The following is a 24,259-nucleotide window of genomic DNA, read 5'->3' on the forward strand; positions in this document are numbered from 1 at the left end:
CTGCACTGATCTCTGTACTTAAATGTTCTGCGCAGCGTATTTCTGCGCTTATTCCTGCACACAAATGGTCACGAACGGATCGCTCGGCGGCTGACCGAGAAAGGTACTCCACCCCAGACGGGCACTCTGCTCTTCACCGAGTCTCAGTCCCCTCGCCTGCTCCTGGCCGAAACCCAGCCGCAGATCCCAGGCCAGCTGATCGCGCAGGATGAAGGAGACGAAGGTCACCAGGGCATGGAAGTGTTCCCCGTTCGGCAGAAAGCCGAGAAACTGGCCAAAACTCAGGTTGTTGATCTTCAACAAGAACTTGCCGGCACAGTCGTTCACCTTGTCGCCGATGACAAAGTCATCCCCCAGGGTGGTACCGGCGCCGCCGAGGCGGTTTTGCTGATCCTGATGAATAGGCACCTTGCGCCACTGCCAGGCGCTCACCTCCACGTCCGTCAGATCGAAACAGTGGGCCACCAGACCGGCCACCACCTCGGGGGAGCGGCTGGGGCTGGCCAGCATGCCCGCATAGGAGAGCATCTTGGCCCGGTTGACCGGCAGGCTCTGGCAGACCGCCTCGTTGCCAAGCCCTACCAGAGCGAACATCAGGCGGGAGAAACCATCCTCGCCGTTGTCCTGAAACCGGACGTGGTAGCGATACTTGCGCCAGATCCGGTGCAGCAGGGTCAGCAGACGGTGATGGAAGAAGTCCAGGAACAGGCCGAGCTTCTGCTCCCCCTGGGCGTACTCCCATGCCAGCGAGTCGAGGTAATAGCCGGGCATCGGCGACTGGCTGCCATGCAGGCCGAGAAAGGCCACTTCCAGCTCGTGGCGCCCCTGCCCATCCCGACCAATCTGCAACACGTCGCTGGTGGGAAACCCCAGGGAGGCGGTCGCCTTGAAACGGATGTTCTCGTCACCGGGCAGGTAGTCGAGTCCTCGCTCCTGATCGGCACCATCCAGCCGGTTGAGCAGCTCAACCAGCTGGAAGAAGTTGAAACGGGGAGCGTCCTTGCCGGACGTCACATCAGGGAGTGCTGACCGATCTGGACTGGCCACTGATAGCGCTCCTTGTTGTCGAGATTGACCACCTCAAGCAGGTGGAAGGCGTTGACGCTGGCGTACAGCGAGAAGAAGTGGGCCAGCACGGTGCTGAACAGATAGAGCTCCCCTTCGCTGCCAAAGGCGGACTGGCGGATGGAGAGCACCGACTTGAGCCCCCGCACCGGCATGCCGCGCACCAGCCGATCCACCGGCTTGGTTTCGATCTCCTCGATACCCGCCAGCCGCTTGCGCGAGGCCTGTTCCGCCTGCTTGTCGTGCAGCGCCGGAAAATCGTAGGTGCGCAGCACCTGCACCAGGGCATCGCGGCGCAGCAGGGAGACATAGTTGAGGGAGAGGTTGGAGATCAGCGTCCAGTGCAGACTGCCGTCCAGCGCCGGGCGCAGCGGCCGGGTCGGCCGGATCAGGTTGCGGAAGGTGGCAAACGAGGGTGAGCTGCCGGTTGGCACGCAGACGCTGCCCACCTTGAGGCGGGCGGCGCGGGAGCGGTTGGTACAGGTGAGCGTCACCGAGATGGATTCATCCAGTTCGACCGTGGTGGTTTCATCCCCGCGCACGAACGAGAGGCTGTGCTCGAAACCATCCCCGCTCACCGCCTCCTTGACCCGCACCCGGTAGTAGAGCGCCAGCCGCTGCTTGGCCCGCTCAATCTGGTGCTGGAAGCTCTCAAACGGCTGATAGATGCGCGGTGTGCCGCGGGAGCGGCCCAGGTTCCCCTCGACCCAGCCTTCCACCTGATCCACCGAGAAGATCTCGAAGCTGTCGGCATGGCGATAACTCGCCTTGAGGGGGTACTCCGCCTGGCGGCCATTCAGATTGACCGGCTCGCTGTCGTGCTGGAACAGGTTGATGGCCGGCACGCAGTTGAGCATGAAGGAGTCGGGACGGATCTTGAGCTCTGCCGGCAGCGGCCGGTCGAAGCAGAAGTGCACCTTGAATTCGCTCACCGGCAGCGGCTGTTTGGGCCAGTCGCCACCGGCGAGTTCGAAGAAGAGGAAGCTTTCCGGGAAGCAGAAATACTCCTGCAGGATCCGGTAGCCGGAATAGACGTTGTTCGGATAGGGCAAGAGCGCATCACCGCGCTCGAAGCCGACCGGTTTGAGGGCCTTGGCCTCCTGACGAAAGCGCTTGCCGTCGATCTCGAGCTCGATATGGGAGAGCTGGTTGGAGAGCCAGAAGTAGAGCTCATAGGCGGTGTAGCTGTCGCCACCGAGGAAGAAGCGCAGCTTGTCCAGCTGCAACTCGCTGAGCGGCAGAGGGGCATGCAGGGCGATATCCAGCGAGATGGTGGAGAGATCGTTGCCGCTCTGGGCGGCAATATGACGGATATCGGCCGGATAGACCCAGGTATCGTGACAGGTCTGGAAATGGCAGGTCACCTCGTCCATGGGCAGGCTGTCGAGCTGGCAGCCTTGCCTGACCAGCGCCGGCTGGGCGATGGCCCCCGGAATGACCGAAAACTGCATGATGGTCATGCTGGGCACGGGACGCAGGTAGTTGGGCCAGAGCATGTTGAGCAGACCGTGGGTCAGCTCGGGAAACTCATCCTCAATCTTGGCGCGCAGGTTGCCCGTGAGGAAGGCGAATCCCTCCAGCAGGCGCTCCACGTCCGGATCGCTATTTTGCTCCGACAGAAAGCGGGTGAGCTCGGGATGGCTATCTGCAAATTCGCGCCCTTGCAGGCGCAAAAATGCCAGTTCATCCCTGAAGTAATGTTCCAGCGACATTGATCAGACCATGCGGTAGTGACGATGACTGTCCATATGGACGTTGAACGAGGTAACTTGCTCGATATGCTCCAGCCGCACGTGGGCCGTCACCTGAAACGACATCTCAAGCGGACTCGCCTGATGGTCGGGTGAACGGACATCCACATGCACGATCCGCGGTTCATAACGACGGATGCATTGCCGGATCGCCTCCCGGATCCGCCCCTTGATGTCGGCACTGCCCTGGGTGGCATCGTTGAAATCGATGACCCCGAGGTCAGGTGCGCTGCGACAATTGCCGGGACGGGTGTTGAGTACCTGTTCGAGCTGCCGTTTAACAGACGCGATCAGTTCCTCAGACTCCGTACGGGGGGAGGAGCCAAGCCCCTCCCCCCTGATGCGATCAAACAGACTGGCCGCATTTCCTCTATCCCAGGAAGAGAGATGCGGCATCGGGCCTTATTCCTTGTCCAGACGACCTACCAGAGAGAGCTCGAAGCTCGCCCCCATGTACTTGAAGTGCGGGCGCACCGACATGGCCACCTGATACCAGCCCGGCTCCCCTTCCACGTCCAGCACCTTGATCTGGGCGGCACGCAGCGGGCGGCGACTGCGCACCTCTGCCGGCGGGTTTTCCTGGTCTGCAACAAACTGCCGGATCCAGCTGTTCAGCTCACGCTCCAGATCCTGACGCTCCTTCCAGGAGCCGATCTGCTCGCGCTGCAGCACTTTGATGTAGTGCGCCAGGCGGTTGATGATGAACATGTAGGGCAGCTGGGTACCCAGCTTGTAGTTGGTTTCCGCCTCCCGGCCTTCCTTGGTATTCGGGAATACCTTGGGTTTTTGCACCGAATTGGCGGAGAAGAAGGCGGCGTTGTCGCTGTCTTTGCGCATGGTCAGGGTGATGAAGCCCTCTTCCGACAACTCGTATTCACGACGATCGGTGATGAGCACCTCGGTCGGGATCTTCGCCTGCAGCTGACCCATGGCTTCATATACGTGTACCGGCAGATCGTGGATGGCACCACCACTCTGCGGGCCTATGATGTTCGGGCACCAGCGATACTTGGCGAAACTGTCGGTCAGGGAGGTGCCCATCAGATAGGCGGTGTTGCCCCACAGATAGTGGTCGTGATCCGAGCTGATATCTTCCTGATAGTTGAAGCCCTTGATGGGGTTCTCGGTCGGATCGTAGGGCAGACGCGCCAGGAAGCGCGGTGCGGTCAGTCCCAGATAGCGGGCATCTTCCGATTCACGCAACGCACGCCACTTGGTGTAGGCCGGACCTTCGAAGACTGACTTGAGATCCTTGATGGAGGGCAGATCGGTAAAGCTGTCGACCCCGAAGAAAGCGGGTGCGACGGAAGAGATGAAGGGGGCATGGGACATGGCCCCTACCGCGCTGACATACTGCATCAGCTTGATGTCGGGAGAGCTGTGGGTGAAGGCGTAATCACCGATCACGGCCCCCACCGGCTGACCACCAAACTGGCCATATCCGCTGGAATAAACATGTTTGTAGAGACCGGACTGGGTGATTTCGGGTGAAAACTCGAAATCTTCCAGCAGCTCTTCCTTGGTGGCATGCAGCACCTGGATCTTGATGTTCTCGCGAAAATCGGTGCGATCCACCAAAAGCTTGAGGGAGCGCCAGGAGGACTCCATCTCCTGCAGCTCCTTGGCATGCAGGATCACGTCCATCTGCTTGCCGAGCTTCTTGTCGAGCTCGACAATCATGCTGTCCACCAAGGCCTTGTTGACCGGACTGCTGGCAGTGCCGCTATCCAGGATGTTGGCGATCAGGGCAGCTACCCCCTGCTTGGCGACACTGTAACCCTCATCCACCGGGGTGATGCGAGCCTGCGCCATGATTTCGTCCAGCAAGGACGAGGAGGCGGCACTCGCCCCCGCTTGAACCTGTTCTTCGACCAAAGACATGTTTTTTCCTTTTCTCGTCAATCAATCCAACCCGGCGATCACTCGGCAGGTTTAATCAAATCCAGCTCTTTGAGCAGTTGCTCACGCGCTTCATCACTGGACAACAGCTCCTGCAAACGATTGCGGAAGGCGGGGATATTGCCGAGCGGCCCCTTCAAGGCAACCAGGGCCTCACGCAGCTCCAGCAGCTTGCGCAGCTCGGGCACCTGCTGGGCCACGCTGTCAGGGGTGAAGTCTTCCAGAGACTGGATCTTGATCGAAACCGGCAACTCGTCCTGGCTGTTTTCCTCCAGGCGATTGGGAACGGAAAAATTCAGTTCCAGTGCAGATTCTTTCATGACGGAAGAGAAATTATTCTTGTCGATGGAGACGGTCTGACGCTCCTCGATGGGGGTGTCTTCGGTGCGTCCCTTCATGTTGCCGACCACCATCATGGTCAAGGGAAGTTCTACTTCTCCCTGTTGACCTCCGGTCGACGGTACATATTTGATATTAATACGTTCCTTGGGTGCAACAGTGGCCCCATCAATATTTTTTCCCATGCTCTAAATACCAAGTTGTGGGTCTATCCAGACCCAAAAGCTTATAGCCGGTGGTTTAGCCAACAACTGTCAAAAATGACAGTTGACGCTATTGCCGGTTGGCAAGAGACCAATCCACTGGCCAACAGATATGCGTTCGACCAAAAAGAGCAACAGCTCTAATTATCAAAAGCACAATACCCACTTGTTTATTCATAACAACCCGAAGTGCCTCTACTCTATCGTTAGAGGTCATATTGGCTTAAATACCATTTATAATTAATGGTATATTTATAGATGAGCTACCGTCAATGAAATATCCATGAAAAAGAAATCACAAAAACAAAAAACAAATTAAAACAACAACTTGCTCACAATCACTTCAATCTTAAAAGGTGAGGGTTTATATATTAACAAAAAACAAACTTATAACTTTCAACTGTCATCATACCCCATCACGCCAAAATTCAGCTGTTATGCGTCAATTATTGACTGATTGAGTCAAGATAGTAATGCGCCAGGTTATGACGCGAGAAAGAAGAAAAGAATTGTTCATACATGAAAACATGATAAAGGTTGTTTTTATCTACGCGACTAACAGATGAACAAGTTAATAAGAGTTCTGTTGTATCAACCTCACATGAAAAACGCTAACCCTCTAAAAAATAATACATTTGTTCAGCCAGGCTGATGATAATTCTGACTAGATTGCTGCAAGAACCAATGCTGCGCCAATTTCTGTCCGACACTTTTCTCTTTTTCCGTCATGCCTTTCTCCAGCTCATCACGCGCTTTGGCTGACTCTTGATTACCCTCGGTTGCCGCCAACAGATACCATGCATAAGCATGCACTCTATTGCGTGGAGCTCCCAACCCCTGCTCACGCATGATCCCCATGCGGTATTGGGCCAATCGGTGCCGGGCATTGGCCGCCAACCGATACTGTTTGAGTGCTTGCGGGTAGTCTTCCTTGCCGCCCAACCCCAGCCGCAGCATCTCGCCATAGGCGTAACGCGCATCGACATTGCCCTGTGCTGCCGCCAGTGCAAAATAGTGGCGAGCGGTCACCAGGTCCCCTTGCTCTTGCTGCCATTGAGCCAATGCAAACTGAGCCTGACTGAATCCCCCTTCTGCGGCACGCGTCAACCAATACTCTCGTTCTGCGGCACCACTCTGCTGCAAGCTCAATTGATATTCGGCCTCATGGGAGCCACTTCCTGCCGCCAGCTCCAGCCAATAGCGGCCAAGTGCAAGATCCTGGTGAACCTGTTTGCCGACCAGATAGGCTTGCCCCAACCACAGTTGGGCCGGCGCAGCACCGGCATTGGCTGCTCGCTGATAGAGGCTGAGAGCCTCTTCAGGTGGTGCCTTGCGTGCCAACACCAACAAGGCTTCCGGCTGCTGCTGAGCGGCGGCTTTCTCATACCAGCGCAGGGCAAGATCGGGGCGCTTGCTCACCCCTTTTCCCTGCTCATAGCGAGCACCAAGCTGATATTGAGCATCGCGATTACCCTGCTCCGCGGCCTTCTCCAGCCACTTGACGGCATCTTCATCGGCCCCAGCCTGGCCTGCATACCACTGCCCCAGAACCAACTGGGCATTCGCATGATCGCGCTTGGCTGCCTGCTCGAACCAGTCGAGACACTCACTGACCAGCTTGTCCTTGTGCCGTTGCCGGCAATCCTGACCCAACTGATAGCTGGCTTCGGCATTGCCCAACTTGGCTGATTTTTGCCACCATTGCGTGGCCAGCATCGGGTTCTTTGGTTCCCCCAACCCTACCTGATACCAACTCCCTACTTGCAGGGCTGCCTTTCCCCGCAGTCCGGCATCAGCCGCCAACGGACCGACTTGATCGGCGGCCTGCTTCATCCAGCGCATCGCCTGCGGGTAATCGGGCTTGGCCACCAAACGATTGGCCAATTCATATTGGGCCTTGCCCTGCCCTTGTTGTGCGGCTTGCAAGAGTTCGGATTCCGTCTGTGACGTCGTGGTTGTACAAGCGGCCAGCCAATGGCTCGCCAGCACCAAGCATAATGTGCGGTATGTCATCATTGATATCTGCGACTAATTAAGATGGGAGGGAGAACTGCATACATGACATTTTCTAACTACTTTCTGTATTTACTATTTCACGTTGGCTCTGTTTCAATAAATACCGGTATAGGGCTTTTTCGGTTGATACAAGGCGCTATTGTTCGTTCACATGGTCCAGCTTGACCAGATACAGACCCAGCTTGCGCCCCTCGTTTAACAGTTTATCGATAACATCGGTGAGACAAATAAATCCTGTATATTGATCTGCATCTATATCCCAAAGCACAACTGCATATCCTCGAGCTTGCAGCCATAAATCATAAAGCACCAACATGCGCCAAACCGATGTATTCTCACTCGGTTCGGCGCAAATGAAGTGCTCCTTCAAGCCATGAATATCCGCCAATGCATTGCCCTGTAACTCAACTTCCTCGACGTCTCGCCAGTCAATATTGAGACACACCCAATGCTCATCAGAGTTGAATTCAACAAGTGCTGACACAATGCCATCCTGTAGCTCATCGGTATGGGTATTCATCAGCGCGTTCAATCTGCCGACTCTGATCTCTTCAGGCAGAGGGGATAGTAAAATTGATAGAAGCCATTTCTTTCTTCGTCTTTCGACATAGACCATGGGAATCAACAGGGGTGACAAGATAATGACGGATAGGAGCAGAAATAGTTTTTTATCGCCTTCACTTTTCTTTCTCGATTTTTTTCATACAGAGTCAAGGGCACCAAGCAATACCCCGCAGCATCAAATGATGCTCGGTTCGCGATGTATCGATCACGCAGACAATGCATGATCGATACACTGCGGACTACTCCTGTATCCAGAACAACATGTCATCCTTGTTGACATGAGATTGGGAAGGTAAGCGCTGCCCTTTGCGAAGCTGCCACTGCTCATCGGTCAGGTTGCAGCGCCAGTTGCCATCCTGCTCCACCACGGAACCCGGCATGGCAATGGGGTGTTGAACCACGCGCAATGCCTGCCATTTCTCTGCAATACCATTGGCTCTGGCATAATCGACCAGATCCTTGGGGTAATAACGCATGTCTCGATAGCTGCTGTCATCCAGCTCATAAAGCAGGGTGACCAGCGCCGCTTCAAAAGCCCAATAGCCAAAGTAGATGGCATGCTTTGCCTTGTGCCTGTCGTGCCAATAGCACTCTTTACACCCCTTGTACCATCCTTTGAGATATTGCTTGATGCTCGCCTGACGCTCAACCTTGGTGGGATTCACACCATCTCCCTTGATGGCATCAAATAGCGGGCGGTACACCTCGGGAATATAGGACTCTGGGCCTCGAGGAAAACCAGGATAGCCCAAGCGGGCCAACAGTATGCTCCATAACGGATCGTCGTCTCCTTCTGGATTCTTACTGATATAACGCACCAACTCGGGCAACATCTCATCTTGGTCATAGAGGATACTTAATGAGAACATCCAGAGCAGATATTGATAAGCATCTTGCTCCCAGTAATAAAACTGTTCATCTGGAAACTCTTTTTTATGGCGTAAAAACTCTTTAGTGACGACGCCTAGCTGAGCAATAACCTCTTCATGAGAGACTCCGCCAGAATAAAGCAAGATCAGATGTTCAAGATTATCCATAAACATGCCCGCACTGGCACCAGAGCGAGTAGGCAATCCTGCTGGGTCACTCCAGCGTTCATGGTGAGGATCATTTATCCAACTCCACCACTCCTGGTCAAAATAGAGCGATTCTTTGTAGTCTTCTAGCTGAACCAAGAAGAAATCCTCAGATAATAGTGGATCTCGACGCTGCTCAATAAACGAACTCATTCTCTACTCCTACTTGACCGGGATAGTACCGATAGCATCGGCATTCTTATTCAACTTGGTGATCTGAATCACCTCACCAGACTCATCGACGATCATCAACCAAGATTCATATTTTTGTTTTCTGATATCCGCCAATAGCTTTTTATCTGCTATTTCATCCGGTAATCGCCTTTCTATCCACAAATTGCTCATCTGCTTGCCCGACCCCTTGGTCATCGACAACAACTGGGTGCTCTTGGTGCCATCCCCGTCGATATACTCGCCCCCTGCCGTCCGAAACTTGGTCTCGGTCACCACGTAGGGGGGCGGCGGATTGGTGTTCTTGTAGATACCATCGATGCCCCGCCCTCTGGGCTTGTCATTCAGGCTACGTACCCGGCGATGTTCTGGCAACAGGTTCTCGAACTTGTGATTCGCCATCCAGTTGTCGCTGATGATCTCGCCATAAATCCCTTTCTTCGAGCGGCTCAGGATCTTGAGCTCCACTTTGACCACATCATCCGGCAGCGGGTGGATAACGGTACCACCGGGCATGGCCTTGTAACCAGGGGCATGCTTGACCGCCTCTTTCTCCAATCCAGCGGCTATCTCATCGAGGGACTTGAGCACGGGCCCCATGGCGACAGGCAGCATCTGACCCGCCTGTGACTGCATCTGCAGCACCAGACGCTGGGATTGCTCAAGCCAGATCCTGACTGAAGCAGGAGCCAATCCCTTTATCTTGCCGATCAAGCTGGTCAGCGACTTGACGGCATCGTTCAGATAACCCAGCAACACACTGACCGCAATCTGTCCCCTCAACCCACGGATCTGACCGGCAAATTCTTTTAGCACTTTGTCGAGGCGCGAGATACCCAGCACTTTCTTGACCTTGGGATCACTGAGAAACGTCAGCACGGGCGCCATTGCAGGTCTGATCGCCTTGGTGGCATCCCCACCCGTCTTGCGGACAAACAGGAAGATGATTTTCAACACCCCCTTGAGGGCTGAACCCAGCGACGGGATCAGCCCTATCAGGGTAAAGCTTAAGAAAACCCACTTATCCGGCTGCTTGGGATCACGGGAAATATCCCGAGCATTGGCAATCAGATCGCGACAATCCAGCACCTGGTCAACTACGGGAATAAGACCCAGCACCGCATTGGCGGCGATCTGTCCTGCGCTTTGATTGGGGTTGAAATCCCCCTGCAGGGCCTCCCAGATCCACTGCAAGCTGGAGGCAACCCCTTTTTTGACGGCCTCAGCACTTTGTTTGACATAGGCAGCCCCACCGGAAACAGCCTGATCCAGGTGGTCATAGAGCTGCTCAAACAGATCGTTACCGAACATATCAGCCCTCGTCGCTCAGACTGTCGAGATGGCCGGTGAGGGCCGAGATGGATTCACGGGGCAGATCGACAAAATTGTCCTGCAGGTCATAGGTCACTGAAGCGGTGCCAGCAGGCACATCCTCGAGCAGCGCCATGCCATCACCATCCAGCGTGCCTTCCCGCACCGACCCATCGCTCAATACGGCCTTGTAGGGAGTGCCCGCCAGCGGCATCAGCTCGGAGTCGAGGTGATAGAACTTCATCCAGTGCGTGTGAGGGCTATCCAACATACCCTCAATACTCTTGGGTACCTTGCCAGCCCAACCGGATCCAGAGCCTGCATTGCCACCCGAGTTCATCTTGATGGTGGGCCCCACCAGGGTGACCCCCCCGCCATCGACCTTGATAAAACAGCCGCCGACCTTGACGGTAATTTCAGAACCCGCTTCCAGCACCACCTTGGCACCGGCCTTGACGTGCACCTCCTGCCCCGCCTGGGTGAGCCAGCTGTCACCCAGTTTTTGATGCATGGAGGTATCCACCGTCAGCGAGTAGTCAGCCTTGATATGATCCCGCCTCTCTCCTTCAACGGTCAGATGATCGTTGCCAAGACTGGGCGAAGCCCCCTCCTCACCCGGCACCTTTCTGACACGAGTCACCCGCTCGTTGTCGATGTCACGATGCTCGTCGTGTTTGATATGCCACGCCGCATCGTTCTCTATCAGCACATTCAGGTCTTTCTGACCGTGGATGTAAATCTCTTCCTGCCCCGCCTGGTCTTCGAAGCGCAGCTCGTTGAAGCCCTCCCCCTGGTGGGTCTCGGTGCGCAGCACGGTGCGGGTCTTGTTGGCAGGCAACTCGTAGGGTGGCCGGTTGGCGGCGTGGTAAGTTCGACCCGTCACGATGGGCTGGTCCGGGTCACCTCCCAGAAAACTCACGATAACCTCGTGGCCGATGCGCGGGATGGCCATCATGCCGTACTGGCCGCCGGCCCATCCCTGGGAGACCCGCACCCAGCAGGAGCTCTGGTCGTTGCTCGAACCGTAGCGATCCCACGGGAACTGCAGTTTCACCCGGCCGTGCTCGTCGCAGTAGATCTCTTCCCCCTCCGGGCCCACCACCATGGCGATTTGCGGGCCATCCACCATCGACTTGTGGGGTGCTTCCGGGCTGCCGATGCGCGCTCGCCAGGTGGTGCTGGCTTTCACCACCCCGAACTCGTTGTGGTAGACAGTGGGGCCGCTGCCCCCCTCCTCTTCCAGCGCCTGCGGCTGCAAGCCGGTATGCTGGATACGCACGATTTGCCAGTCGGTGTTGAGTCTGCCGTTGGGGTGTTCGGTGAGGGAAAACGTCTGCCCCGGCTGCAAGGCGGCGCAGTTGGACTTAGCCTGGCCCGCCACGGCATCGTTGCGCAGCGCATCCAGCCGATGTTGGGCAAAGGCCTTGCCGCTCGGGTCTTCTTTGTAGCGACCTGGAAAATCGAAGTGCTGGTAAGTATCGCGCTGGTGGGTCAGCTCAGCTCCCACCTTCTTGTGGGAGAGGCCGTAGGCCGGGGTTTTGAAGCTGTAGTCCTTGAGCTCCACATCCGAAGGGCGCACCGCCTCCCGGTAGTGGAACTGCCGCACATAGGGGCCCTGCTCGAGGGAACGGTTGCCGAGGTTGAAGAAGAGCTCGGGGCCAGCGGTCAGGGCGGCCGCGTCGTCGGCCAACACGATGCGGTGCTTGCCCGCTTCAAACTCGTGGAAATAGAACATCCCCTCTTCGGCGGCGAGCCGGTTCACGAAATCGAGGTCTGTTTCCCGGTACTGAACGCAGTATTCCCGCTTGGCGTGCTCGTTTTTCAGCGCAAAGGCGTAGTCGGTGATGCCGTGCTCTTGCAACAGGATGGAGAGGATTTCATCGGGTTTCTGTGCCTGGAAGATGCGGGAGTTCTGGCGAAGTGACAGCCGCCACAGAGCCGGCTGCACCATGAGCTGATAGCGGGCGCGGCGAAAACCGCTGTCACCCTGCGCGAAGTCACTGACCACCCCGCAGACCCGACGCTGCAGCTCGCCGTTGTACCACACCAGCAGCTCGCACGGCTGGTCCAGCACGGCGCCAAAGTCGATGTCGGGCTGGGCGCTTGCCAGCTCCAGGCGCAGGTTGAACGGCCGGTTCAGCGCTTCATCAAGCGCAAACTCGGCCACCACGAAGGTGTTTTCGGGCAGAGCCCCCACCTTGACGGTAAATTGTAATCCTGTGCTGTCTGCCATCGTTGCTCGCCCCTGAGATATCGTGCAGCCCCATCAGGCGGGGCACTTCAAGCCGTGTGAGAGATCCGCCTTCGCCCCGGCTTTTCTGACACCATGGCTACCGCACGCCCTTGACGGCGTGCGGCAAGACGTAACCCGGATTTTTTCTTGTGCCCCCTCACCTCAGGCAAACGGGCAGAAGAAAAAACGCGTGTACTGAAACGGTGCGGGAAATGCCAGAAACGGCAAAAGGGCACCGCAAGCAGTGCCCTTTGACTGAGAATTACGCTTCGATCGGTGCACGCCAGTCGTCAGCACCAGAGGTACCGGCAACGGTGTGCTCCCAATCGATCTTGCGATAGGCCATGGAGACCTGGATCAGCTGGGTGAAGTCAGACTTCGCCGGATCCTGGCAGTGCGGCATCTGGCAGTCGATGTCGACGATGGTGGCATCGGTCAGCACGGTAGAGAAGAAGTGCTCCTGCTTGCCCTCGACGGAGGTGCGGTACCACTTCAGGGTCACTTTCGGCAGCATCTCGCCGGAAGCCAGCGCGTTGTACATCAGCGGCACGGCCTTGTTCAGCGCAACGGTGAACTTGAACGGCTTGTGGACACGCTGGCCAGCAGGCTGACCGGATTGCGGATCGGTCGGTACGGTAACGACGTGCTGGAACTCTTGCACCAGCATCTCGTCTTCGTGGCCCTGCACGAAGATGTTGCCGACGGAATCGGAGGTGAAAGCACCGGCGGTGATATTGCCCTGGGTTTTACCTTCGATGCTGATATAACATGGAGTTGGCATGGAATTGCTCCTGATTGGTTGAACGGTAATGACACTCGACCGAATCCGTTAGCAGTGACCATGCCAATTCATTTTATTGTTTTAAAACAATAGGTTGAATCGATCACCAATCAAGCCATCATCGCAACAACGCAACAAGTTGCGCATCCAGCATATTCATCCAAACAAAATTGCATATGCAGAGTAAGAAACTAAAAACCCCGCAATGCATTGCGCAAATCAGAACTTATTTCAACCTAATAACCCGCGCGGGCGTGATAGCGACTGAGCCGTGCGTTGACAATGGCCAACACCGGGGGCCCGGCTGCCCGTCGATACAACCAGGTTATGGACGATGGAGAAACTGCGGAGATAGCAGGAAGCGATAACCGGTCCTGTAAAGCAAGAAACCGACCATCGGCTCGGCTTTTCAATCTGTACGCTGGGTCAAGATCGACTCGCACCATCCCTGGCTCTCGCCCTGCGGGCGGCCTTTGGCCGTCCAGGTGGGCTTTCCTGCCCACCTGTCAAACCAGGGCCGAACCGAGCCGCACGTTATCGGATAAAGCAAAAGGCCCCGTCTTGCGACGGGGCCTTTTGCTTTATTTGGCGGTGAGGGAGGGATGATTCGCCACTGCGTGGCTCACCCCTTCGGGGCGGCCTGCGGCCGTTCATCGCAGCAAGCTGCTCTGCTCGAACCCGGCGAGGGTTCTCACCCTCCCTCTTCGACATGAGCGGATAATTCTTCCCCAAAGCAAAAAACCGACCATCAGGTCGGTTCTTTAAAGTTTGGCGGTGAGGGAGGGATTCGAACCCTCGATACGTTGCCGTATACACACTTTCCAGGCGTGCTCCTTCAGCCACTCGGACACCTCACCAAATTTTTACTTCTTGAAGTGGCTTTCGGAGCACGCTGCGCGTGTATCTTGCCGACTTCGTCGGTGGGCAGCCTCTCGGTCACCTCACCAAATTTCGGTCTGTTGTTTAATGTGCTCAGCCAGCACTGTGTTCGTTGCGCCGTTGCGCTGGAACGGGGCGTAATGTACGGGATACGACGGCATGCGGTCAATGCAATTTTTCACTTTTTGCGTTCGTTTGCTCATTATCCGAACCAAGTGACTAAAAACATGCCGTTTCGTACCCCTTTCAATCAATTTCCAGCCGCTTCGTGCAAATGCTCGCCTTTGAGTGCCTCTTCCAGCGAGCCGTAAAACTCCAGCTGACCGGGCACCGGACGCACCTTGGCGCGCGCCAGGGTCTTGAGCGGCTGGAACTGCAACTCGGCGACCCGCAACTGCACCCCTGCCTTGGCCATCTGCTTTTCAAACTGCAGGAAGGCGGAGAGGCCACCTGCGTCCAGGATGGAGACCGCCTCCATCTGCAGCACCAGCAGCTTGTGCCCCTTGACCTGGGCTACCAGCTCGCCGAACACCCGCTCGGCGGCCGCGAAGAACAGCGGGCCGTTGACCTTGTAGAGCAGCGCCTGCTCCGGCACTTCATGGGCGTAGCGCTTGTGATCCGCCAGGTTGTGCAGCTTGGTCATCTTGGCAATCTCGCGCATGAACAGCAGGGAAGCGAGGATCACCCCGAAGGTGATGGCGATAACCATGTCGAAGATGACGGTCAGCGACAGGCAGACCAGCAGCACCAACACGTCGGATCTGGGGGCGCGGCGAATGAGCTCCACCACCTTGTGAGCCTCGCTCATGTTCCAGGCGACGATGAGCAGCAGGGCCGCCATGGCCGAGAGCGGCAGCCAGGAGAGCCAGGGCGCCAGCACCAGGATGGCCGCCAGCACCACCAGCGCATGCACGATGCCGGAGATGGGAGAGGTAGCCCCGGCCCGCACGTTGGCGGCGGAACGGGCAATGGCAGCGGTGGCGGTGATGCCGCCAAAGAAGGGGGCGACTATGTTGCCAAGCCCCTGCCCCACCAGCTCGGCGTTGGAGCTGTGCTTGCGACCTGTCATGCCATCCAGCACCACGGCGCAGAGCAGGGATTCGATGGCCCCCAGCATCGCCATGGAAAAGGCGGCGGGCAACAGGCGCTCGATGGCGGCCAGGTTCCACTCCACCGGCGAACCATCCGGCCCCGGCAGGGCCCAGGGCATCACCAAGGTCGGCGCAATGGGCGGGATCCCCATGCCCTGGCTGCCGTCGGCCAGGGTATAGCTGAACTTGCTGCCGATGGTGGCGACGTCCACCCCGAACTGATGCAGGCCAAAGCCAAGGCCCACCCCAACCAGCACGGCGGGCAGGTGACCTGGCACCGGCAGACGCAGGCGCGGCCAGAGCAGCAGCACCGCCAGGGTCGCAACCCCCACCAGCGTATCCCCCCACTGCCAGCTGGGCAGGGCATGGGCCAGTGCCTCCACCTTGCCAATATAGGTTTCCGGCATCTCGGGCACCTGCAGACCGAAGAAGTCCTTGATCTGCAAGGTGGCGATCACGATGGCGATACCGCCGGTAAAGCCCAGGGTCACCGAAGGCGGAATGTACTCGATGAGGCGCCCGAGCCGTGCCACCCCCATGGCCACCAGGAAAAAGCCCGAGATCAGGGTCGCCATCAACAGGCCACCCACACCGAACTGCTGGGCCACCGGATAGAGGATCACCACGAAGGCGGCGGTCGGCCCCGAGATGGAGAAGCGGGAGCCACCGGTCACGGCGATGACGATACCGGCGATGATGGCGGTATAGAGACCGTGCTGGGGCGGCACACCACTGGCAATGGCCAGCGCCATGGCCAGCGGAATGGCGATGATGCCGACCGTGATGCCGGCGATCAGGTCGCGGCCGAAGCGGGGAACGCTGTAGGGTTCGTCAATACAGGATTGGCGTAAAGCAATGGCCAGCTTCACGCTTTGCAAAGGTGCTTGGTTGTGCATGTATTCGTAATACCAGAAGAGGGAGATAAAGGCCGGATTGAACCGGCGCCCGATCATCATCAAGGGCCGGCAGAGCTGTCGACACGGCGATGGTATCCTGGCCAACCATACCCCAGCCGATGAAATATTTCGATGGGCGGGATCAATGAATGGCCGTTACCACGCAATATTGCCGGTGATAGTCAGCATATCGACCACTTTTCTCACCATTACGCAGCACGCTCACTTCGCCTGCTAACCAATTTTCCCTTCCTTATCCTGGTCGCGCGCCCTCCCCTTCTTTATATCTACCTGTCGGATACGGTGCCGGCGCTCGCCCCTCCCTCATCCTGTCCCGGCAGCCAATGCATTTCATCTACCTCCTGACTCGGCTGCTTCCCCCTTGGCGAGCCTGCGAGGCTCACTCCAAGCTGCTGATTGTGCTGAAAATAGTCCGCAGCGGCCAAGTTTTGGGCAAACGGTCCGAAATCCCCTTTTTGCAACGGATCGCGGGTTGACACCCGGCGGACGGGCCATTAATATCCGCACCGTCTCGACGAGACAGGCAATTCCTCCTTAGTTCAGTCGGTAGAACGGCGGACTGTTAATCCGTATGTCACTGGTTCAAGTCCAGTAGGAGGAGCCAATTCCCTCGTAGTTCAGTCGGTAGAACGGCGGACTGTTAATCCGTATGTCACAGGTTCAAGTCCTGTCGAGGGAGCCACATTCGAAAGCCCAGCCTTTGGCTGGGCTTTTTCGTATCCCACCTTCGAAGCTGCCATACAGGCTACCGTGGCTTGTACTTTCACCGAACGGCCTCACATCCTCTCCTTACGTGCCCTTTCACGACACCACCCTTGCTTTTTTGCTTGCCTCTGCCGGATATTCGTTATCACAATCACCGTCCCTGTTCACACCGTCAAAAGAAAAGGACCCCTTGGCATGTCTGAGGATGCGATGCAAAAAGAAGCAGTGCCTGCTCAAGCCACCAAGCAGCCAAAAGATCCCGTCCGGCGTCTTACGCTGCAATTGGTCATGCTTGCCTTGATCGTCTTGGTCTATGTGCTGTTTGCTCAACGCCTGACCCCGATGAGCAGCCAGGGTACGGTGCAGGCCTTTTTGATCCGCCTGGCCCCCGAGGTGGCCGGACGGGTGACTGCGGTGGAAGTCAGTGACAATCAGCAGGTTTCCGCCGGCATGCCGCTGTTTCAAATCAACCAGGAGCCCTATCTGATTGCCGTCGCCCAGGCAGAAGCCCATGTGGCGGCAGTTGGGCAATCGATCGGGGCTGACACTGCCGCGGTGCAAACCGCCCAGGCCAAGGTGGTACAGGCCAAATCGGCCAAGGATAACGCTGCCGACAATGCCGCCAGAGTGGTCGAGCTGGCCAAACGAGGGGTCATGTCGATCGCGCAGCGGGATCAGGCGACGGCAACCTTGCAGCAAGCCAGGGCCTCCCTGGCGGCCGCACAGGCAGAGTTGCGCCGTGCAGAACAGAGCCTGGGGCCCGCCGGCAATGAAAATCCCAAGCTGAAAGAAGCGATGGCCGCCCTGGCCAAAGCCAGACTCGATCTCATTCGCACCACGGTCAAAGCGCCCAACAAGGGGGCCATTACCAACATACAGCTGGCGCCAGGCCAGTATGCCGCCGTGGGAAGTCCGGCAATGACCTTCATCGACACCTCGGCGGTCTGGATCAGCTGTATGCTGCCCGAAAACTCGTTGGAATACCTTCGACCGGGCATCAAGGCCGAAGTGGTCTTCGATGTACTCCCCGGCCGCGTCTTCAAAGCTCACCTCGATACCCTGGGGTGGGGCAGTGCTGGCAACACCACCACAGACCAGACCACCGGCCTGCTCACGGCACCACAAAACAGTCCCAGTGCGCGCCAGTTTCCAGTGAGCCTGGTACTGGATGAGGCACTCCCCCGCGGGTTGCGCTATGGCTCCCAGGCCACCGTCATTTTCTATCCCAACAAGGTGGGCATAATGGATACGATTGCCGCCGGCTGGATCCGTGTTGTCAGCCTGCTGACCTATATTGCCTGATGATGAACAAAGCGTGGTGGCAATGCAGCCTGCGTCTTGGCGTCATTCCCATGGCGGCACTGGCGGTTACCCTGGCCACGGGTCAGGCCTTGCCCTTTCTGATCCCCATGTTCATCGTCATCATGCTGATGCTGAGTCCGACGCGCCTGCCGCTGATGATGATAGTGAGAATGCTGGCACTGATCGTCGGTTGTACCGCGCTCATCTGTTTTCTTGCACATGTGGTCGGCACCAATCCCGTCGCTTTCTGGCTCGCCATGGCTGCGGTTGTGGTTCTGGCCTTTGCCCGCCTTGGCAAGAACCCTGACGATCTGCCCGGATTGCTGGTGCTGATCGTGTCGTCGATGACGATGGTGCTGGTACAAAGCCAGCCATCGCTGGTCCTGGCACTCCCCGTGTTGATGGGAAAAGCCTTTCTGATCGCCTATTTATGGTGTCTGCTGGCCTTTGCCATCTGGCCCCGGCCTTCCCCTCCGCTAATTCCCCTGACCGCCATGCGCGGTGATGAAAGGGTGATGCTGATCCTGGGAAAGAGCGCCGCTCTGTTGCTGGCCATCGGTATCGCCATCTGGCTGCAAGACAGCAGTGCCATCTTGATCGGGGCCACGATTGCCAACCTGCTGCGCGCCAGCGACCCCCATCTGACACGAATGAACAGCAAACCACTGTTGCAGGCCAACTTGCTGGCGGCGGCCTTGGCCACCCCGGTGATCCTGCTGGCCTACATCAGTCAGTCTCCCCTGCTCCTGTCACTGCTGGCGCTCGCCGGCAGCATCTGGCTAGCGGGACGGTTGGCGGCAGCCTGGCCCAAAGTGGTGGTACAAACCGCAATGACGGTTTACATCACTTTGCTGGGAACAGCCTTGCCCCAATATCAGCAAGGGCTGCACCTGGTATGGGATCGACTCGCGACGCTGTTGCTGGTCGTCCTCTATTGCACTCTGGTTGTGCATCTATTGACCACATCAACCGATAAGTCATGTCCTGCTTGAACGACATCATCTTGTCCAGACCGTTTATTGTCAGAGGGTAGAGACATGCTTTGCCCTTTGCGACCCCCACTCGATTCAGGAGTTTCTATGCGCCGTTTCAACTTAATGCTCAATGGCAGCCGGTTGATGATGTTTCCCTTCTATGTCTGCATCCTTGTCTGTGTCGCCCTCTTGATGGTGAAGTTCGCCATGCAGCTCTATGAGCTGTGTCGCGACATCATCGACATCCCCTATCTGGATCTCATCACAGGGGTGCTGACCCTGGTGGACTTCGTGCTGGTGGCCCAGATGCTGATCCTGGTGGCCATCTGCGGCTACGTGCAGTTCATCAAGACCCCGGAGCAGCGGGCAGCCCTTGGCGACAACTGGCTCAGCAAGATCAACTTCGCCTCCCTCAAACTCATCGTCATCAACTCCCTGGTCACCATCGCCGGGATCGAGGTGCTCAAGGCCTTCCTGACCGACGGTACCGGCAACGAGATCGAGATGAAGTGGTCGGTCATCGTCTTCCTCGCCTTCTCCACCGCAGCGCTCATCTACGCTGTCACCGAGCGGCTGGCGGACCACAAGTAACTCCGTTTTTCATTCAGCCTTTATTCATCAAAGGCCGAATTGATAACTCTTTTCATTACCTTTACTGCATTGTAAACTTGCTCCCCCGGGCTTTACTGCCCGGGCGTTGGAGCACCTATGACAAGCCTTTCCCTCTCACCACGACACTGCTGGCAGTGGCTGGCCTATCACCATCAGGCCGCCGAGGGCTCCCTCTATCTGATGTTCTTCTCCGGCCTGCTGCTGTGGGAACCGCTGACCCCGCTCTGGTCGCTGGCACGCTGGAATCTGTTCCTGCACGTCGCCCTCTCGCTCACCCTGTTCCCCCTGCTGTTCGGCGCCTTCTGGCTCTCCCATCGCAGCCTGTTGCGCAAAAGCCGTAAGCCTTTCTTGCGCACCACGGGCCGCATCATCGAAGCCTTGCTGCTGATCTGCCTGGCCAGCGGCCTGCTGCTGGTATTGCACGGCACCCCGGGCGATAGCCTCGGCAACCTTGCCAGCTGGGCCCACTGGCTGAGCGCCCTCGCGTTGACTCCCCTGGTGCTGCGCCACGCCTGGCGCTGGACCATCTTGAAATGGCGCACCTGATCTTATGTTGAAGTTGTTGTTATCCCTGATGTTGGCCGCCCTGCTGCTGGGGACCGCCTCGGCCCAGGAGATGGGCACCGCCATGATTGCCTATGACGAGGGGAACGCCCCGCGCCTCGTCACCGCCAACCAGAGCGCAGGCTCGGTCACCCTGCTTGAACGCGATAGCGGTAAGCGACTTAAAGAGGCACAACTGGGGGGCGATCTGCGCCAGCTGGCCCGCGCCGGCGATGGCACCCTGCTGGTCACCGACTACAGCGGCGATCGCCTGCTGCTGTTGGATGGTGATCTCGACTTGGAAGAGGCGATCCCCACCGGCCATAGGCCCTACGGCGTCATCTTCGATCCCAAGCGACAGTGGTTCTGGGTCACGCTGTTCGAAACAGGCCGCCTCCAGGCTTATGACACCACGGGCAAGCTGCAGCTGGATGCAGAAACCGCCGAGACACCCCGCGGGCTGGCCCTGACCAACGACGATCGCCTGCTGCTCACCCACGCCATGACCGGCCAGCTCGCCATCTATGATCTCGCCAAACTCGGCAGCGGCGCCAAAGGCACTACCCTGCCCAAGCCCAAGCTCATTACCCTGGCCGAGACCCACAGCGACACCCCAAGCGACTCGCAGGGCTTGCCGCGCCTGCTCGATGGCATCGCCCTCTCCCCCGATGGCAGCGAAGCCTGGCTGCCCCACGTGCTCTGGAGCTTCGATCACCCCTTCCAGTTTCAGAGCACCGTCTTCCCGGCGGTCTCCATCATCGATCTGGATGAGGAGAAAGAGCGGGTCGATGAGAGAAAGCAGCTCTTCTTGCAGATCAACCTGCCCAGCGTCGGCAACCGCAGCCAGATCGTCTCCAACCCGTTCGCGGCACGCTTCGCCGCTGATGGCAAGCGGGTCTACCTGACCCTGGCTGGCTCCGAAGATCTGCTGGTGTTCGACCTGTCGCGCAGCGGCAAGCAGAACAGCAACCGCCACAGACGCAAGAAGTTTCAGGGCGGCGCCAAGGCGACCCAGCTCCTTCGCCACCTGCCGGGCCAGAATCCGCGCGACTTGTTTGTAGACGGCGACCACATTCTGGTGCACAACGTCATGGGGCAGGATCTCACCCGTCTCAACACCGGCGGCAGCGGCCCGTTTGCCCGGGTCACCGTCGATGTGCCCCACTTCGCCAAACTGGTAGAGACGGATCCGCGCCCCGAAGCGCTTCAGCGCGGCGAGCGGTTGTTCAATCTCGGCAACACCGCGGCCAACAGCCGCTTCCCCATGGCGGGGGACAACTGGATGAGCTGCAACTCCTGCCATCTGGACGGGTTCAACTTCACCAACCGCTATCTGATGGCGGCCCATCGCCAGCAGAGCGGCGACAACGCCATCAACGGCCACGCCAACCTGGCCAACATGGTGGCGGGTGACTTTATTGGCGAATACCTGCGCATGACCCAGCAGACCCAGGGCGGCATGGGCCATGACACCCGCGATGGCGCCGAGCCGGTCGACCCCGCCAGGCCCCAGCCCGAGGTGAAAGCGATGATGGAGGATCTGCATGCCTTCGTCACCGCCGATGGCAACCTCCCCTATCTTGCCAACTGGCTGCGGCTCGATGCCCCGCGCACGGATCCCGCCAAGGCGCCGACCACCCATCCCAGAGAGTGGCTCAACTCCGCCTCCTGCCAGAACTGCCACCAACAGGCGTTCCAGGACTGGAGCGAGAGCAACCACCGGCTGATGGGCAACTCCCACCCCTACTACAAGGTGGTGCAGGCGCTGGCCCGCGAAACCGAGGGCGAGGCGTTCGGCCAGTGGTGCCAGGGCTGCCACATGCCTCAGCAGGTGCTGAACGACCAACAGGATCTGCCCAAGGGTTCGAATATGTTCGAGCAGGGCGGCGCCTCGCTCATTGCCGCACACCAGAAAGGCGAGCCGGTGGTGGAGGAAGGCACCGGCTGCGTGCTCTGCCATCGCATCACCAAAGTGGAAGATGCCGGCGGCAACAGCGCCTTTACCGTGAATCTGAAAGACCGCGAGAGCTATGTGTTCGAAGATGCCGCCGGTGGCAGCCTCAAGCACTGGCTGGCCGAGCGGCAGATCAACGCCCGCCCCGCCATGCACAAGGCTTCCTACCAGAAGGATTTCTACCGCGACGCGGCCCTGTGCAAGTCCTGCCACAACGAGTTTGCCCCCGGCACCGGCGCCAACATCGTCAACACTTGGGACGAGTGGGAAAACTCCAGCTTTGCGAACGCTAAAGACCCCGCCAAGCGGCGCACCTGCATCGACTGCCATATGAACCCTACACCTGGCAACGGCGGCGCGCCGGTGGCAGGCCAGTCCACCGAAAACGGCACAGTGAAAGAGCGGCTCTATCGCCACAACTTTACCGGCGCCCAGCACCAGCTGGTGGGGCTGCGCAATCCCGCGCTCGAGCAAGAGAGCCTGGCGCTCTTGCGCTCAAGCGCCACCCTCTCTGCCCGCATTGAAAACCAGAGCGGCCAGCCTGCGCTGGTGGTGCGGGTCGCCAATACTGGCGCCGGCCACGCCCTGCCCACCGGGGTGGCCGATTTCCGCGAACTCTGGCTGGAGCTGACCGTCACCGACGCCAGCGGCAAGCTGGTGCTTGCCAGCGGCCAGCCGGTGGATGGCGCCGTCCCTAAAAATGCACGGCTATTTAGAAAAGTGTTCGGTGATGCCGAGGGCAAGCCGGTGGGGCTCAAGTTCTGGCGCTACGCCAAGCTCTTGGAAGACACCCGTATTCCGGCCGATGGCTGGCGCGATGAAGCCTGGCCGCTGCCGGCGGATGCCCAGGGCCCCTTCAAGGCCGATATCAAACTCAATTTCCGCACTTACCCCAAGTGGGTCAATGATGCGGTGCGCGCCGCCGAGCCGAGCTTGCCGGAGCCACCCATAGTGCTACTCAATCGGCTGCAACTCACCCTGCAGCCTCTCCCCGTCACGCCCGCTACGGAGCCTCACACCTGATGTTTGCAAGTTTTCTCATTACCCTGCGCGAGGGGCTGGAAGCCTTCCTGCTGGTCGGCATCTGCCTCTCCTACCTCGCCAAGCTGGGGGCGAGCCGCTACAACAAATTCGTCTATCTGGGGGTGGGGCTCGGCCTGCTTGCCTCTCTCGTGGTCGCCTTCCTGTTCCAGGTGGTGGTGAGCCAGTTCGAGAGCGAGCGCTACAACCATTTGCTGATGGCGGGGATCCTGATTTTCGCCACCCTGGTGCTCACCTACATGGCGGTCTGGATGCAGAAGCAGGCCAAATCCCAGGTGGGGGCCATGACGGCGCGCATTGATGCCGCCATCGACGGCGGCAACCTGTTCGGTCTGGTGCTGCTCGCCTTCCTGGCGGTGATGCGCGAGGGCTTTGAAACCGTGCTCTTCTTCTCGGCCCTGGTTTACTCCGGGCAAGGGGTGGATCTGCACGAGGGGCTGATGGGGGCGCTGGGCGGCCTGCTGCTGTCGGTGGTGCTGGTGTGGGGGCTGCTGCGCTCCACCCGCAAGGTGGCGCTGGCCCCCTTCTTCCGCTGGACCGGCCTGCTTATCATCATCATCGCAGCCGGGCTGCTGTCGTCCGCCGTCAACATGCTGCAGGCAGCCGGGCTCATCACCTTCTGGACCGAGCCTGTCTTCAACATCAGTCACATTCTCGACGATCAGGGGGTATTTGGTACCTTCCTGCGCGCCCTGTTTGGCTACAATGCCTCACCAGCCGGCCTGCAGTTGCTGACCTGGGCAAGCTACCTGGTGATCTTCGTCACCGTCTGGCATCGCAACTATCGTCCCCAGCGCTGATCGCCCAGCGCGGCGCAGCAGCGGATGACAAG

General features: G+C 58.3%; 18 protein-coding genes, 3 tRNA genes and 1 other RNA gene. 8 read left to right on the forward strand and 14 right to left on the reverse strand.

The window, feature by feature from the left end; all coding sequences use genetic code 11:
* Positions 1-48: 48 nt before the first annotated feature.
* The 14 genes from tssG to dauA form a co-directional block, all read right to left on the reverse strand.
* Entirely contained in the window at positions 49-1,047 is a 999-nt protein-coding gene (gene tssG / locus I6L33_RS17250) for a type VI secretion system baseplate subunit TssG (protein ID WP_139398358.1), read from the reverse strand.
* Positions 1,011-2,777 carry a type VI secretion system baseplate subunit TssF gene (gene tssF / locus I6L33_RS17255; RefSeq protein ID WP_019840944.1) on the reverse strand — a complete coding sequence of 589 codons (1,767 nt, stop codon included), beginning with the start codon at positions 2,775-2,777 and terminating at the stop codon, positions 1,011-1,013. Before tssF ends, tssG begins: the two co-directional genes overlap by 37 nt.
* Positions 2,778-2,780: 3 nt before the next feature.
* Entirely contained in the window at positions 2,781-3,212 is a 432-nt protein-coding gene (gene tssE, locus I6L33_RS17260) for a type VI secretion system baseplate subunit TssE (protein ID WP_010634233.1), read from the reverse strand.
* A 6-nt stretch (positions 3,213-3,218) separates the two neighbouring features.
* The gene (gene tssC, locus I6L33_RS17265) at positions 3,219-4,697 is read right to left on the reverse strand and encodes a type VI secretion system contractile sheath large subunit (protein ID WP_017764288.1); all 1,479 of its coding nucleotides are present in this window, start codon (positions 4,695-4,697) and stop codon (positions 3,219-3,221) included.
* 38 nt (positions 4,698-4,735) lie between these two features.
* Positions 4,736-5,239 (reverse strand): type VI secretion system contractile sheath small subunit, encoded by a 504-nt coding sequence (tssB, locus tag I6L33_RS17270; RefSeq protein ID WP_017764287.1) that lies wholly within the window; start codon positions 5,237-5,239, stop codon positions 4,736-4,738.
* Between the two features lie 657 nt (positions 5,240-5,896).
* Positions 5,897-7,270 (reverse strand): tetratricopeptide repeat protein, encoded by a 1,374-nt coding sequence (locus I6L33_RS17275; RefSeq protein ID WP_254204981.1) that lies wholly within the window; start codon positions 7,268-7,270, stop codon positions 5,897-5,899.
* 139 nt (positions 7,271-7,409) lie between these two features.
* Positions 7,410-7,793 carry a hypothetical protein gene (locus I6L33_RS17280; RefSeq protein ID WP_254204942.1) on the reverse strand — a complete coding sequence of 128 codons (384 nt, stop codon included), beginning with the start codon at positions 7,791-7,793 and terminating at the stop codon, positions 7,410-7,412.
* A 283-nt stretch (positions 7,794-8,076) separates the two neighbouring features.
* Positions 8,077-9,066, reverse strand: a complete 990-nt coding sequence (locus I6L33_RS17285) for a PoNi-like cognate immunity protein (RefSeq protein WP_026459185.1) — start codon at positions 9,064-9,066, stop codon at positions 8,077-8,079.
* A gap of 9 nt (positions 9,067-9,075) precedes the next feature.
* Positions 9,076-10,395 carry a type VI secretion system polymorphic nuclease effector gene (locus tag I6L33_RS17290; protein WP_216973000.1) on the reverse strand — a complete coding sequence of 440 codons (1,320 nt, stop codon included), beginning with the start codon at positions 10,393-10,395 and terminating at the stop codon, positions 9,076-9,078.
* A 1-nt stretch (position 10,396) separates the two neighbouring features.
* The gene (gene vgrG, locus I6L33_RS17295) at positions 10,397-12,628 is read right to left on the reverse strand and encodes a type VI secretion system effector VgrG (RefSeq protein ID WP_216973001.1); all 2,232 of its coding nucleotides are present in this window, start codon (positions 12,626-12,628) and stop codon (positions 10,397-10,399) included.
* 262 nt (positions 12,629-12,890) lie between these two features.
* On the reverse strand, positions 12,891-13,409 hold the full coding sequence (hcp1, locus tag I6L33_RS17300) for a type VI secretion system effector Hcp1 (RefSeq protein WP_010634242.1): 519 nt from the start codon (positions 13,407-13,409) through the stop codon (positions 12,891-12,893).
* A gap of 586 nt (positions 13,410-13,995) precedes the next feature.
* Positions 13,996-14,124: non-coding RNA, RtT sRNA (locus tag I6L33_RS17305), on the reverse strand.
* Between the two features lie 54 nt (positions 14,125-14,178).
* Positions 14,179-14,266 (reverse strand) — tRNA-Ser (locus tag I6L33_RS17310).
* Positions 14,267-14,538: 272 nt separating this feature from the next.
* Positions 14,539-16,335: a C4-dicarboxylic acid transporter DauA gene (gene dauA, locus I6L33_RS17315; RefSeq protein ID WP_181969378.1), complete on the reverse strand. Its 1,797-nt coding sequence runs from the start codon at positions 16,333-16,335 to the stop codon at positions 14,539-14,541.
* Between the two features lie 489 nt (positions 16,336-16,824).
* Between dauA and I6L33_RS17320 the strand changes: the two genes are divergently transcribed.
* The 8 genes from I6L33_RS17320 (at position 16,825) to I6L33_RS17355 (ending at position 24,227) form a co-directional block, all read left to right on the forward strand.
* A tRNA-Asn gene (locus I6L33_RS17320) sits at positions 16,825-16,900 on the forward strand.
* A 2-nt stretch (positions 16,901-16,902) separates the two neighbouring features.
* Positions 16,903-16,978 (forward strand) — tRNA-Asn (locus I6L33_RS17325).
* Between the two features lie 218 nt (positions 16,979-17,196).
* Entirely contained in the window at positions 17,197-18,303 is a 1,107-nt protein-coding gene (locus I6L33_RS17330; RefSeq protein WP_216973002.1) for an HlyD family secretion protein, read from the forward strand.
* Entirely contained in the window at positions 18,303-19,295 is a 993-nt protein-coding gene (locus I6L33_RS17335) for a DUF2955 domain-containing protein (RefSeq protein WP_017764271.1), read from the forward strand. Before I6L33_RS17330 ends, I6L33_RS17335 begins: the two co-directional genes overlap by 1 nt.
* A gap of 87 nt (positions 19,296-19,382) precedes the next feature.
* Positions 19,383-19,868 (forward strand): YqhA family protein, encoded by a 486-nt coding sequence (locus I6L33_RS17340; protein WP_005301997.1) that lies wholly within the window; start codon positions 19,383-19,385, stop codon positions 19,866-19,868.
* Positions 19,869-19,985: 117 nt separating this feature from the next.
* The gene (locus I6L33_RS17345) at positions 19,986-20,435 is read left to right on the forward strand and encodes a hypothetical protein (protein ID WP_017764270.1); all 450 of its coding nucleotides are present in this window, start codon (positions 19,986-19,988) and stop codon (positions 20,433-20,435) included.
* A gap of 4 nt (positions 20,436-20,439) precedes the next feature.
* Complete coding sequence (locus I6L33_RS17350) at positions 20,440-23,409, forward strand: YncE family protein (RefSeq protein WP_216973003.1); 2,970 nt, start codon at positions 20,440-20,442, stop codon at positions 23,407-23,409.
* Complete coding sequence (locus I6L33_RS17355; protein ID WP_005302005.1) at positions 23,409-24,227, forward strand: FTR1 family protein; 819 nt, start codon at positions 23,409-23,411, stop codon at positions 24,225-24,227. Before I6L33_RS17350 ends, I6L33_RS17355 begins: the two co-directional genes overlap by 1 nt.
* Positions 24,228-24,259 lie beyond the last annotated feature (32 nt).

Source organism: Aeromonas sp. FDAARGOS 1403, assembly GCF_019047325.1.
Classification (GTDB): domain Bacteria; phylum Pseudomonadota; class Gammaproteobacteria; order Enterobacterales; family Aeromonadaceae; genus Aeromonas; species Aeromonas dhakensis.

Coding starts and splice junctions, on each gene's coding strand:
- tssF (WP_019840944.1), bottom strand. CDS start 2,777: ATGTCGCTGGAACATTACTTCAGGGATGAACTGGCATTTTTGCGCCTG.
- tssE (WP_010634233.1), bottom strand. CDS start 3,212: ATGCCGCATCTCTCTTCCTGGGATAGAGGAAATGCGGCCAGTCTGTTT.
- tssC (WP_017764288.1), bottom strand. CDS start 4,697: ATGTCTTTGGTCGAAGAACAGGTTCAAGCGGGGGCGAGTGCCGCCTCC.
- tssB (WP_017764287.1), bottom strand. CDS start 5,239: ATGGGAAAAAATATTGATGGGGCCACTGTTGCACCCAAGGAACGTATT.
- I6L33_RS17275 (WP_254204981.1), bottom strand. CDS start 7,270: ATGACATACCGCACATTATGCTTGGTGCTGGCGAGCCATTGGCTGGCC.
- I6L33_RS17280 (WP_254204942.1), bottom strand. CDS start 7,793: ATGAATACCCATACCGATGAGCTACAGGATGGCATTGTGTCAGCACTT.
- I6L33_RS17285 (WP_026459185.1), bottom strand. CDS start 9,066: ATGAGTTCGTTTATTGAGCAGCGTCGAGATCCACTATTATCTGAGGAT.
- I6L33_RS17290 (WP_216973000.1), bottom strand. CDS start 10,395: ATGTTCGGTAACGATCTGTTTGAGCAGCTCTATGACCACCTGGATCAG.
- vgrG (WP_216973001.1), bottom strand. CDS start 12,628: ATGGCAGACAGCACAGGATTACAATTTACCGTCAAGGTGGGGGCTCTG.
- hcp1 (WP_010634242.1), bottom strand. CDS start 13,409: ATGCCAACTCCATGTTATATCAGCATCGAAGGTAAAACCCAGGGCAAT.
- dauA (WP_181969378.1), bottom strand. CDS start 16,335: ATGATGATCGGGCGCCGGTTCAATCCGGCCTTTATCTCCCTCTTCTGG.
- I6L33_RS17330 (WP_216973002.1), top strand. CDS start 17,197: ATGTCTGAGGATGCGATGCAAAAAGAAGCAGTGCCTGCTCAAGCCACC.
- I6L33_RS17335 (WP_017764271.1), top strand. CDS start 18,303: ATGATGAACAAAGCGTGGTGGCAATGCAGCCTGCGTCTTGGCGTCATT.
- I6L33_RS17340 (WP_005301997.1), top strand. CDS start 19,383: ATGCGCCGTTTCAACTTAATGCTCAATGGCAGCCGGTTGATGATGTTT.
- I6L33_RS17345 (WP_017764270.1), top strand. CDS start 19,986: ATGACAAGCCTTTCCCTCTCACCACGACACTGCTGGCAGTGGCTGGCC.
- I6L33_RS17350 (WP_216973003.1), top strand. CDS start 20,440: ATGTTGAAGTTGTTGTTATCCCTGATGTTGGCCGCCCTGCTGCTGGGG.
- I6L33_RS17355 (WP_005302005.1), top strand. CDS start 23,409: ATGTTTGCAAGTTTTCTCATTACCCTGCGCGAGGGGCTGGAAGCCTTC.